The sequence below is a fragment of the Desulfovibrio sp. ZJ369 genome, from assembly GCF_011039085.1.
In the GTDB taxonomy this organism is placed as follows: domain Bacteria; phylum Desulfobacterota; class Desulfovibrionia; order Desulfovibrionales; family Desulfovibrionaceae; genus Desulfovibrio.
The window spans coordinates 1-12,701 of record NZ_JAAKEI010000051.1 but is presented as its reverse complement, the minus strand read 5'-3'; the positions used below and the strand labels follow the sequence as shown (position 1 = coordinate 12,701).

General features: G+C 44.7%; 10 protein-coding genes and 1 pseudogene. 10 read left to right on the top strand and 1 reads right to left on the bottom strand.

Translation table 11 applies throughout. From position 1 onward, the window contains the following. Positions 1-581 precede the first annotated feature (581 nt). The 10 genes from G7Y51_RS11995 to G7Y51_RS11950 all read left to right on the top strand — a co-directional run bounded on the left by G7Y51_RS11995 (position 582) and on the right by G7Y51_RS11950 (position 10,223). Positions 582-869, top strand: coding sequence for a DUF1778 domain-containing protein (locus G7Y51_RS11995; protein ID WP_165072990.1), 288 nt, complete (start codon positions 582-584; stop codon positions 867-869). Then, positions 866-1,387 carry a GNAT family N-acetyltransferase gene (locus G7Y51_RS11990; protein ID WP_165072988.1) on the top strand — a complete coding sequence of 174 codons (522 nt, stop codon included), beginning with the start codon at positions 866-868 and terminating at the stop codon, positions 1,385-1,387. Before G7Y51_RS11995 ends, G7Y51_RS11990 begins: the two co-directional genes overlap by 4 nt. A gap of 517 nt (positions 1,388-1,904) precedes the next feature. After that, entirely contained in the window at positions 1,905-2,504 is a 600-nt protein-coding gene (locus G7Y51_RS11985) for a helix-turn-helix domain-containing protein (protein ID WP_165177798.1), read from the top strand. Between the two features lie 221 nt (positions 2,505-2,725). Then, the gene (locus tag G7Y51_RS11980) at positions 2,726-3,208 is read left to right on the top strand and encodes a hypothetical protein (RefSeq protein WP_165177796.1); all 483 of its coding nucleotides are present in this window, start codon (positions 2,726-2,728) and stop codon (positions 3,206-3,208) included. Between the two features lie 350 nt (positions 3,209-3,558). Continuing rightward, positions 3,559-4,008: a single-stranded DNA-binding protein gene (gene ssb / locus G7Y51_RS11975; RefSeq protein WP_165177802.1), complete on the top strand. Its 450-nt coding sequence runs from the start codon at positions 3,559-3,561 to the stop codon at positions 4,006-4,008. A 197-nt stretch (positions 4,009-4,205) separates the two neighbouring features. Then, positions 4,206-5,333, top strand: a complete 1,128-nt coding sequence (locus tag G7Y51_RS11970) for a hypothetical protein (protein ID WP_165177794.1) — start codon at positions 4,206-4,208, stop codon at positions 5,331-5,333. 197 nt (positions 5,334-5,530) lie between these two features. Then, the gene (locus G7Y51_RS11965; RefSeq protein ID WP_165177792.1) at positions 5,531-5,935 is read left to right on the top strand and encodes a DUF1848 family protein; all 405 of its coding nucleotides are present in this window, start codon (positions 5,531-5,533) and stop codon (positions 5,933-5,935) included. 33 nt (positions 5,936-5,968) lie between these two features. Next, positions 5,969-7,030 carry a 3'-5' exonuclease gene (locus tag G7Y51_RS11960; protein ID WP_165177790.1) on the top strand — a complete coding sequence of 354 codons (1,062 nt, stop codon included), beginning with the start codon at positions 5,969-5,971 and terminating at the stop codon, positions 7,028-7,030. 2 nt (positions 7,031-7,032) lie between these two features. Beyond that, a complete protein-coding gene (locus G7Y51_RS11955) occupies positions 7,033-9,003 on the top strand; it encodes a hypothetical protein (protein ID WP_165177788.1) in 1,971 nt (656 codons plus the stop codon). Between the two features lie 197 nt (positions 9,004-9,200). After that, positions 9,201-10,223, top strand: coding sequence for a DUF1848 domain-containing protein (locus G7Y51_RS11950; protein WP_165177786.1), 1,023 nt, complete (start codon positions 9,201-9,203; stop codon positions 10,221-10,223). 1,521 nt (positions 10,224-11,744) lie between these two features. On the opposite strand, the pseudogene G7Y51_RS11935 reads toward G7Y51_RS11950, so the two are convergent. Continuing rightward, positions 11,745-12,452 (bottom strand): annotated as a pseudogene (locus G7Y51_RS11935) (IS1 family transposase). Positions 12,453-12,701: the final 249 nt, after the last annotated feature.

The following is a 12,701-nucleotide window of genomic DNA, read 5'->3' as shown; positions in this document are numbered from 1 at the left end:
GTATTTCCACCTGATGTTTCTCACAAATACCGCGTATCAGCGACCTGGCCCTTTGGGCGATGTCGCCTGACAAAATCTTTTTCCGGTACTTGGTTATCCAGACCAGGTGCAAGTGAATTGAGAAAACACTGTAGGAGCCTTTACGATAGTTGCTCATGCCCACATTCTACAAAAGAAACGCTAAAGCCACCACCTAAAGGTGGGGGGGTTACCCCTCCCTGAGTGGGACAATAAAAAAGAAGTTGCTTCTTTAAAAAGCATATTTGTATTCTAATATTTGTATAAATTTAAATATGTATAAGCCAACAACAATATTAAAAAGAGTAATATTATATAATTAGTTTTGAATAGTTGAGTATATATTTTTATATTAAATTAAAAAATAAATTTATTATTTTGGTAATACAAAGAACAATGCCCCATATAAAAGTATGACTATAACGTAATAGTAGTCGTTTTTGAGGTAGGTTTGTGTTTGTTACTTGTCTCAGGCAAATTATAAAAATTTTTTGGGGAAGTCGTTTTGATGGTCTTGTCAGTGTACGTTCAATGTACTAACATATCCCAAAAGGAGAATTGATATGGCTATCGCAATCAACAACTCGTCGCGCTCCGGCCGCATCGGGCTTAGGGCTACTCCCGCGCAGGAGCACCTGCTCCGGAGTGCTGCGGCCAGTTCTCGTAAGTCGCTTACGGAATTTATTCTGGACAGTGCCTGCCGTACGGCCGAGCAGACTTTGCTCGATCAGCGGCTCTTTCTGGTCTCTTCCGAAGTCGGGGAAGATATTTTGCGCTTGCTGGATGCTCCGGCAGTGGAAACTGAAGGTCTACAGGGGCTGCGTGATGCGAAATCTCCGTGGGATGAATGATGCTGCTTCTCCCTCAACCTCTTAGCAGCAGCCACGATCTTACATCGTTTGACTGCGGCGTGGAATCTTTGAATGGTTGGCTCGTTCAGTACGCTCGTCATGCGAATGCCAGTGGCTCTGCGAGAACCTTTGTCGTAGAAAATTCGAATACTGGATCCGTAGTGGGCTATTTCAGCCTTACGGTGGGCCAGATTGATATCATAGATGCGCCACCTCGAATTTCAAAGGGTATGGGCGGATTTCCTATCCCTGTCGTTTTGCTTGCCCGCTTGGCCGTCGATAAGGAATGGCAGGGAAAAGGCCTTGGGGCGGCCATGCTTCGGGAGGCTGTTTTGAAGACACTCAATCTGGCAGAGAATGTCGGCGTGCGTGCCATGCTCGTACATCCTCTGGATGAGATCGCGGAAGCCTTCTATATGAAATATGGCTTTGTAAAATCCCCCGCCAGAGAGAAACAGCTTCTGCTCTTGCTCAAAGACGCGAGAAAAACGTTTGCCGCCAACGAACGGTTGGCTTAGGAGTATGGTCGATGCCGTCCAACCCCGCCCCAGAAAATATTTTTCAGATGGGTATAGTTGCGGGTACGGCGTTTAAAAATGTTGTCTAACCTGGTGTAATAGCATCCGAAATCACCCTGAAAATCCCACCCCTGTGGACGCCAGGAATTTCAAGGGGTTAGATAAAATCTAAGTCCTTTTTTCGTATGTGGGGCATTTGTGCCCCACGCTCTGCCCCACAGATTCCGAAAAATTTAATAAATTCTTTTCGAGCTAGGTAAAAGCAGGCCTCGGAGAACAGCTGGAGATACGCCGCTGACCTGCGGGAAGGAGGAGAACAACCCGTTCCTTCCGTGCGATACCCACAAGTTTTCAAAATATACCCAGAGATGGCACAAGGCATACCCAAACGGCGTGGGGTATGCCTTGTGTCGTCTCTGGATGAGTGTTTGAGCGCGGCCTAGATTCACGGCTTTTTTTCCGCCTTGTCGCGGGCTATATTCTCATAAAGCCTAAAATCATCTCTACGGAGATTTCTATGTCCCTCACCAAGAAAAAACACAAACAAGTCAGAGAGATGTACTTGAAATCACTTCTGCTGGATGTCGATGCCTATCTCGACACCCATTACACCTTCCGCTGTGAAAAGCGGTATCGGGGCCTTTTGGGGAAGTTCCTCGCATGGGGCGATATCCAGAGAGTGGAAGAGCATGAAGCCAAAATCTCACAGGAGCATTATCGGGTAGAATCTGTTTACGGCTCTTCTCCAGATGCCGTCGAAATGTTCCGGAAGTATATGAAGCCGGAAGAATCTTTCGGCGAAAAGCTTGTGCGTCTGATGGAGGCCAAGGGATTGGATCCAGTCGTCGTGTATAAAAAGGCGAATATCGACCGCAAGCTGTTCTCGAAAATAAAGACCCAGAAGGACTATCTCCCCAGCAAGCGAACGGTCATGGCTCTGGCCATTGCCATGGAACTCCCTCTGGAGGAGACGCAGAGTCTGCTCCGGGAGGCAGGTTTTGCTTTCTCTCCCAGCATTCTGTCTGATGTCATCGTCGAATACTTCATCTCCCATCAGAAATACGATTTCGACGAGATAAATGCCGCCCTGTACGCATACGATAAGCCCATCTTCTGAAAAATTCGATGTCGCTTTCAAAGCGACCACCAGCATCTCATCCTGTGCTAGTTCTAGGCTATGTGGAAGACGGAACGGCTATAGTGGAATATTCCTCCTAGGAGCAATCCCGAAGGGTGTAGCTGCTCCAGTTCCGCTTAGAAAACAGGCGTGTTCCACACATGGAAGAGACGCGGGGTGTGATGTCGGCAGGTCAAAGTCTTTTCCCTCTGGAGAACACTATGGAAAACCACAACAAAGGTCGGCTTCTTGAGGAGTCCATCCGAGCGAAAAAGGAAGAACTGGAAACGCTCACGCCTTTGAAGATCCTGCTGGTACTTGTTTATCTTCCCTTTTATGTAACGTTCGGATTGATACGCACCATTCCCAGCATCCTGTTCTGGCTCTGCCAGTGTATCAAGTTCGCCACGATAGTCGTCATGTGCGGTATGGCGCTCAGCCTGGAAAAGCTCTTCTTCGCCAAAACGGGAGAGATATCCTGGGCGCAGAGGAGAACAGCCCGCACCATTGCGACGGTCATCCTGAACGTGACGATATTCGCTCTGTTCGTCTATGTCTGGGGATGGCTTTGGGGCATGCTTGCCTTCCTCTTCTTCGACAGTCTGGTGAGGACAGGCGCGATGCTCCATCAGAGCAGATATTTGAGGAAGATACAGGAACAGCAAGCCGACGCGGACGAGGAAAAAGGCCCAGCGCAGGACTGAAGAAATACGTTCTGCTGGGAAAACCAACATACTGAATTGGATCAACACAAGGAGAATCCGTATGAAAAAGCTGTCCGTTCTTATCGCCGCGTTCGCGTTTGCCGCTCAGGTCGCCCCTGCTATGCATGGCAGCCCATAGGCACGGAAATGCCGAACCCTCTCCGCTCCTTTCAGGAGAACAGTCCTAATTACAATCCCGACTATTACGACCGTATATACGACAGTGGCAGAATCTACTCCAGATCCAGAAACACGAATGACTATAACGACGCTCCTCATGGCAACGATATCCGCGACTACAATCCTTATTATGACCGTTACGGCAAGCTGAAGCCTTTCGGGGACAGACAATAATGAACAAAGTCATTCTGATAGGCCGGCTGGGGGGCGATCCAGAACAACACTGGACGGCGAGCGGCGCGCAGGTCGTTACCATGCGCATCGCTACCACAGAATCCTACACGGATCGCGCAGGAAACAAGACGGAACAAACGGAATGGCACCGGGTTGTTGCTTTCCAGAAAACGGCGGAACAATGCGCCCGGTACCTTACGAAGGGTCGGCTCGTTTGCATAGAAGGCAAGATACAGACGCGCAAATGGCAGGACCAGCAGGGACTGGAACGGACGATTACCGAGATTAAGGCGGTTTCCGTGCGCTTTCTTGATGCCGCAGGCGGAAGAGCTTCCCGTCCTGCCGCCTCGGACGACGAACAGACGTTCCATCCTGCCGGAAGCGAGACCTCTGTCAGTACTTCGTGGGAACGCTCAGCAAGCTCCATGGACGACATCCCGTTTTGAGTCAGTCTATTGACAGAATCGTGCAATGGGGTAACCAATCGGCATGGCGCAGCAGCCTGGCGGCAGAGTTGACGTATCGGATGCAAACGCATCGAAGGCTTATAGCTGGCAATGCTTATGATATGGGGCTAAAAGGCGTTATGTAAAAAAAGGGGCATATTGTCCCTCACTCTGCTCACAGGGAGAAAAGAAACGCTATGAGTCAGCTATTTACTTCAGTTCAAAATAATTCAGTAAGCATTCCGGTGTGGCTGGATGATTTGATTTTTAGCCAACTTTCCGCAGTGTATGAGCCACAATACAAAGATTTTGTTGTGCTTGAGTGGACTAAAACTGAAATTCAGAAATATCTTGGAACCTATTTCCCGCGTAGTTTTGCTGAATCTCTCTGTATTTTTTCAAAATATTTTTCTGAAAGACATGAAGAATACAAAGATATTAGCGAGTTATCGTTGTTTGACTTCGGATGTGGAACGGGCGGTGAAATAGTTGGATTCATTCTTGCTGTTTCGCAAAAAATTCCTCATATAAAAACGATTAATGTATATGCTGTTGACGGGAACAGATATGCGTTAATAGATCTTGAGCGAGTTTTAGCATCAACAGCATCTGAAACTTGTGTAGATATCAATACCAATATTATACCTCTTAAAATTGATGATTTTTATGATATGGAAATTCTCGATAATCTTATTACGAAAAAATTTGATTTTATCATAAGCTTTAAGGCAATTTCAGAATTTGTTACAAAACAACAATTTAATACATTAAACCCTTATGAGTACTTTCTAAATGCTTTTTTACCAAAGTTATCTGATGTTGGAACAATATGTGTTGCTGATGTTAGTTCTTTCAATCAAATCTCAAAAGAATGGTTGCCTATAATGATGGATAACGCCGTTACATCATGTGGTAAGGCTGATATGATAGATAGAAATATAGACTTTAACGAGTGTTATTATATAAGCCATTCAAAAAAGGCAAATGATGTAAGTAATATATTTTGGAGAATACTGAAGACGAAGGCTTCCCAGCCGATTAAGAAAGATAGCTCATCCGATGTAAAAAAAGATGAATGGGAAGAACTTTGCAAACAAATGTTGTCCTTTTTTGACGAGAACGATCACGATAGCAGCAAGGACAAAAAGCTCAGGCTCGCTTCTCTTATTGAAGCGCAGAGACAACATCCTAATAATCTTAAAGCTGTGCTTGAAGCATTACTCGAAAAAGATGAGTGGAAGACCGCAAAAAACCATAAACCTAAGAAGATATTTCATCAAATGCACAAAACTTTTTCACCATCTGAACAGGGAACTTTTTTTTGAAAAAATGCTCCCCTCTTACTATACTCAAGTCCAAAAAGAATATTTATTAAAGGAAATACACCTTGATAAAGGAAAAGAATACCTTGCACGAATATATGGCGACTGATCAGGCTTGAACTTGTATACTCATTCTCGGTTGTCAAAACCTCTACCGCTGCCAGGCCGATTGTCTATTTTCTTCAGGGAGGCGAGGGCTAATGAAAAGGGCAGAAACCTTTGTTGATACGCCGTCTGGAAGGCAGGCCGCCATTGCCCCCCTTGTCATCTCTGCCAGCAGGGCTACGGACATTCCGCCCTTTCACGCGGAATGGTTCATGAACAGGCTCAAGGCCGGGTACTGTGTGTGGGAGAATCCGTTCAACACCCATCAGAGGCAATACGTTTCCTTTGAGAAGTGCAGGGCTTTTGTGTTTTGGAGCAAGAACCCCGTCGCGCTGATACCCTGTCTGCCGAAGGTGAGCGAGCGGGGCTATCAATTCTATTTCCAGTACACGCTCAACGACTACGCTGAGACCGGGATTGAACCATGCCTGCCCAGGCTTACGCAGCGCATTGAGCGGTTCAAGCGGCTTTCCGAAAAGATAGGGCGGCGATGTAAGTAAGATATTTTGGAGAATACTCAAGCCGAGAGGTTGATGATGAAAAAAGACTGGATGATCATAGAATCTGAGCTTGATGACGATCAAATTAAATTCCTTACGTCAACGATGGAGAAGTCGTGCATTGTGGAGGGATGTGCGGGCAGTGGAAAGTCAGTGCTTGCCCTGATCATGGCTCAACATATCCAGGAAAGATTTGGAAACGATTATAAAGTTATTGTGTACACCAAGGCTCTCTGTCGGTATATGTCATCTGGAAAAGAAGCACTTGGCCTCGAGAATGATTTTTATTACTATTGGGACTGGAAAAATCGGCAGCATTGCCCCTCTGCAGACTATATAATAGTGGACGAAATTCAGGATTTTACGAGAGATGAGGTTGAAGAATTTATCAAGGCGGCCAGAAAGGGATTTTACTTTTTTGGGGATACTGCACAGTCAATTTATGAGGACATAAGGAAAACTTTACGAGTCGACGAAATAAAATTTGAATTTCCCCAGTTAAGATCGAGAGTGAAAGATTTTACCCTGTATAGAAATTACCGCCTGCCGATACCTGTGGCCCGACTTGCCCATCAGGTAGGGGTAGATTTGGACTCTTTTGAAGAATCAACTTACAGAAGCAGTGAAAACACGATTCCAAGAATTATACAGTATAACTCGCCTGAAGACCAGATAGAAGCCATCCACAGAATGATAAGTAATCGCAATATGACAGATGTAGCAATACTTCTTCCGACAAATAATATTGTTAAAGAAATTTATGAACAGCTACAGGCTTTGGGTGGTGATTATGAAGTAAAATATAAGGCTGAAGAATGGCGCAACAATGTGGAAAACTTGAACTTTAAGTCAACTAATCCTAAAATCATGACTTACCACAGTGCGAAAGGATTACAATTTGAAACAGTATTCCTGCCATATATGGAATCTTTTAATTACGAAAAAGGCATAACATGCAAGGCCCTTTATGTGGCAATAACTCGTACATATCGGAATTTGTATATTATGTATTCCGACACATTGCCAAAAGTTCTTTCGGCTGTAGAAAAAGACAGTTATCTCACAACTGAAACTGACATCATAGAAGAGATATAGTTATGAATACCTATTATATCCCAACGAGTACGTTAAATTTTAATAATATTTTTTCGACTGAAAGCATTTCTCCAAAATCTTTTTACGAAAAAAGAGGTTTTGGCTATCGGCGCTGGGAGTCCGTGGAAGAGAACAAATTTGATGATAGTATTGTTCTCTACAAGAGTCCTCATAAATTCGAGCGTCCGAAAAGCGATGTTGAAGATCGTCCCATGCTGATTGAAATCCGTACTGATGAAAGTTTCGCTGAAATCCAAGAAGGTGTTTATACGTCAGAACGCACAATTTATCTTGATAAGTGGCACACGAGGATTATTTTCTTCTCTGATGAAGATAAACGAATAGCCTTGATCAATTCAGAAAGCAGCGGCGAAACCAAAATGATTCGCCTTTATAAAGAACAAATAATTGTCGAAGATAATTATGAGGGAACGTTTCCCGTTATTGGTGAAGGTTTCATTCCATCTTCTCCTCAAAAAGAGGAACTGATAAATAAAGATAGAAAAATTAATAAATTGAAAGGATTATTGTATGGGTATTACATTGGCGCGTTTCTCTCGAGCTCTTCTGATAAAGTTGAAAAACTATCTATTTTAAGAGATATTAATAATATCTTTCATTCCATTATTTCTAATCCTAGCGGAATGCCTTCTGAAATGCAGTGCAAAAGGCTTGCTGATCTTTTTGATAAATTACAATCACATACTCCCCTATTCAAGGATTTTAATAAAGAATTTGAAAGAGAGGATGCGGCTACAAGAATACTGGAAATCTCCAGGCAAAATGGTGCTGATTTACGCACATTCTTAAGAGAACATGGTATTTTACCCCCGTCACTTTCCGTATTACTCCGCCATCTGCAAGAGATGCCAGAAGGCAAGCAAGTTGCAAAGAGAGATAATGAAGATTCTGTTAATCCGGCAATCGAATGGATTAATAAAGAAATGAGCAAGGCTCAATCGGAAATAAAAAATTCCCATCAACCGCTTTCAGTTGATAATGAGATCGAAATTATCGTTTCTGCTAACGGCTTATCAAGTATCGACTACATTAAAGATGCCCTTTTGAAGGATTTGTATACAAGCTGGGTGAATGATATATTCTGCTCTTCAAAGTATGATGGAAAGGTCGGCACGTTTAAAATAGATCTTGCTAAAGAGATCACATACAAAGCAAAGGATATCTGTAGCGACAAGTGGGAAAATAGTCATATCCGTACATATTTAAACCAGTTAATACAGCACCTGGCAGGAAAAGAGTTCACTCAGAGCTGGGATAATGGATTATTGTCATCAATAGCGGCTGTCCTTATAAAAGGGGATAACTGGGAAACGCTGCTTCAATTCATGCAATCTAAGGGGATGTATGAGTACAGGTTGGCCTTCTCAATTTATGGCGCTTTAAACGGTTTTGCTAATTTGACGCGTGATTTCACAGATAACCTTATCACGCTTGAGAGCAAGTATGTCTCTGAGATTTACAGGGAATTTTATGGAGAAATATTCCAGAAACCTCTGATTCCTACAAAAAATGAAGGCTCTGCCGCTCGTGAAACAATCCGGACATCTGAAGAGGAAGCGGATCAAAATTGCACGCATGATTACGGGGTGCAGTCAGTTAATAATGACGGAGAGGATATGCAAACGCCTGCAGGAGAAGAGCATATACCGCAGGGTTATCTGCCGATTAAGAAAGATAGCGCATCCGATGTGAAAAAAGATGAATGGGAAGAACTTTGCAAACAAATGTTGTCCTTTTTTGACGAGAACGATCACGATAGCAGCAAGGACAAAAAGCTCAGGCGCGCTTCTCTTATTGAAGCGCAGAGACAATGTCCTAATAATATTCAAGCTATGTTTAACGCATTACGCGAAAAGGATGAGTGGAAGACCCCAAAAACACATAAACCTAAGAAGATATTCACTCAAATGCGCGAAACTTTTTTACCATCTGAACAGGGAACTTTTTTTTGAAAAAATGATCCCCTCTTACTATACTAAAGTCCAAAAAGAATATTTATTAAAGGAAATGCATCTTGATAAAGTAAAAAAATACCTTGCACGAATATATGGCGACTGAGCAAGCTTGAGCTTGTATACTCATTCTCGGTTGTCAAAACCTCTACCTCTGCCAGGCCGATTGTCTGTTTTCTTCAGGGAGGCGAGGGCTAATGAAAAGGCCAGAAACCTTTGTTGATACGCCGTCTGGAAGACAGGCCGCCATTGCCCCCCTTGTCATCTCTGCCAGCAGGGCTACGGACATTCCGGCCTTTCACGCGGCATGGTTCATGAACAGGCTCAAGGCCGGGTACTGCGTGTGGGAAAATCCGTTCAACACCCATCAGAGGCAATACGTTTCCTTTGAACAGTGCAGGGCTTTTGTGTTTTGGAGCAAGAACCCCGTCGCGCTGATACCCTATCTGCCGAAGGTGAGCGAGCGGGGCTATCAATTCTATTTCCAGTACACGCTCAACGACTACGCTGAGACCGGGATTGAACCATGCCTGCCCAGGCTTGCGCAGCGCATTGAGCTGTTCAAGCGGCTTTCCGAAAAGATCGGTCGGCATCGTGTCATCTGGCGTTTCGATCCTGTCATCCTTGGCGGCGGTCTGACTGTAGAGAACACCCTCGACAGGCTTTACGCGATTGGACGAGAGATAGCCCCCTACACGGAAAAACTCGTATTCAGCTTTGTGGACTGGTACAAAAAAACAGAGAGGGAACTCGGTAAGAGAGACAAGAGCTTTCGCGCGCCCAGCAACGAAGAAATGCTTGCTCTCGCCAAGGGGATTGTGGAGGTTGAACGCGCCTTGCCGGGCCGCCTGAAGCTTGCGACCTGCGCCGAGACACTTGATTTGGACGCCCTTGGCATTGAACATAACAAATGCATCGATCCTGATCTGCTCTTGCGGCTATGCCCGGATTGTGCGGAGTTCCAGAAGACTGCCAGCAAACCGACGCGAACGGCGATCCAAGGCTCGCTCTTGGATATCCCTTCCCTTTCTCAGGTACAGCTTGCCGCGAAGAGCCCCAAGGACAGCGGCCAGAGGAAGCCGTGCGGCTGCGCTCCCAGCAAGGACATCGGCGCGTACAATACCTGCCGGCATTTTTGTGCCTACTGCTATGCGAACCAATCACAGAATGCCGTACTATCCAGGATGCAAACAGTGGATCAATACAGCGAAAAATTATAATTATTTTCAAGTCTGTAACTGGAAAAAGGTTACAGGCTTGTTTTTTTGTGCGATACTTTTTTGAGAGTATTAACAATATAATGTAAATGTGTTATATCCCTCCAAAAGGAGGAGCACATGGAAGCAAAGCCCGACTGCCCCAAGTGCCATGCCAGCACGGTATATCGAAGCGGAAAGATTCTGAGAATGCAAAGGTATCGCTGCAAGAATTGTGGATTTCAATTTACTCGCACCACTCCACGTGGCCGCCCAGCAAGTGAAAAAAACCCTTGCTGTCACGCTTTATACCATGTGTCTGTCCCTGTCCGCCATTGCCCGAATTTTTCATGTTTCACCCCCCGCTGTTTTACGTTGGGTACGAAATTTTGCGAAACGTGTTTATGAAAAGCCTGCGCCTGGTGAGGCCATCATTACATGATTGACTTGACGATGGCTCTTTTTGCCAGATTTCATGTGAATGGAGCTCTGGATGATATTAAAACATTATTTAGTTAATACTCTTCTCGGGTTTTTAAGCGGACTCCTTATCTGATGAATAGGCCGCGACCGAAAAAATCCGCGCACGTCTAACCAAGTATTATATGTAAGGCAAAAAAGTCTGTTTTTTCTCTTGACATGATTTACCACATCAGATTCTTTGGATTTTGCGCTGCTGTGGTGCGGGATTGCGGCGAGAATCTGATGCCCTCGTAAAGTGGCATGAAGCCGTATGGCAAATGAAAATGCCGGGAGGCATTTCACCTGCCCGGCATCTGGTGACTGGCCGATGAAGGTTGATAGTGTCCTCTGAAAGCCAGAAAGAATGTTGGTATTGGAGTTGGTAGAAATATTTTATAAAAATATCTTTATAAAATATTTCATTATGTTATATAACTAACACGACTCGCTTTTGAAATTATTCAATTTCAAAAGCGGCGCTGCCATCATTTCCCCGCAAGCGGGACAAGTCCCCGCAAGCGGGACAAGCGCCTGAAAAGCGTGGTTTTCAGGCTCATTCGGCGCGGGCGTCCGCTCCGCGGCCGCCAGAGCGGTTGCCGTTTTCAACAGCAATCTGCTCTAGGGCGTGTTCACGCTTATCAGAAAAAGTCTTGTTTTTTCGGAACCCTGCCTCGTAATTCTGCCGGGGAAAGAATTTTCGTTGAACCCTTTAAAATAGTTGAGAATACATAGGATAGTGCTAACACGCCCTAGAGCAGATTACCTTTGACTTTTTAGAGCATTTTCACTTTTATTTTATTTAGAAATCGTTTAGATTGCAGAGATGAAATTTGATCTGAAGAAATCCGAACCAAGGCTGTTCATGCGTATCTTGATGGAAAAGCAACAGCCAGGCAATTGGCAGATATTTTAGGTTATACCCCGGCTAGCATCTGCAATTGGGTCAGAGCTTACCGTGACAACCAACGATTATCAGCCAAACCCAATGGCCATCGCCCAAGTTGTTTCTCATGCGAGGAGATTCGGGAATTGCAAGCCCTTCTTGATAAAAATGGTGATATGACGCTTCAGGAAATGAGAGTATTAACTAAATAACGTTTTAATATCATCCAGAGTTCCATTTACATGAAACTTGGCAAAAAGAGCCATCGTCAAGTCAACCATGTGCAGACTTCGTGAAACAACGACCGACTTTCGGCGGAATCTGGCAAACCAGTGACGCTGGCGACAATTGTTCCTTTCTATGCGGACTGTGCCACTTTTCCCCTGAAGCAGATCATTTTCGGCTATCTCCAGAGGATAAACCTTCCACTTGTCCGTACAGTAAAGCCAGACTTTTCACTTTTTCAATCGCTCCATCAATCTGTGGAGGGTAGCCTGATCACGCCCTCCACATTCCCAGTCGATGAGTTGACCGGTATCACGACAATAGGCTTTCCAGATCCAAAGTTTGTTTTTTTTTGACTTCAGAAAATGCCACATTTCATCAAGTTCAATAATAATGGCCTCACCAGGTTCAGGCTTTTCATAAACACGTTCCGCAAAATTTCGTACCCAACGTAACACAGCGGGGGGTGAAACATGAAAAATTCGGGCAATGGCGGACAGGGACAGACCCATGGTATAAAGCGTGACAGCAAGGGCTTTTTCACTTGCCGGGCGGCCCCGTGGAGTGGTGCGAGTAAATTGAAATCCACAATTCTTGCAGCGATACCGTTGTTTTCCCAGAATCTTTCCGCTTCGATATACCGTGCTGGCATGGCACTTGGGGCAGTCGGGCTTTGCTTCCATGGGCTCCTCCTTTTGGAGGGAGATAACATATTTACATCATATTGTTAATACTCTCCGGATTTCTTCAGATGCAAATTTCATCTCTGCAATCTAAACGGTTTCTAAATAAATTGAACACTCCACCGGCTAAAGCCGGTATGGTTCCTGCTGAAGCAGGCTTAAGTCATTCCCCCTCAATCCGGAAGGTCTCATCAGCATCTTCCTGTTGCGCAATGTATTGCTTGATAACCTCATCGGTCACATTACCAC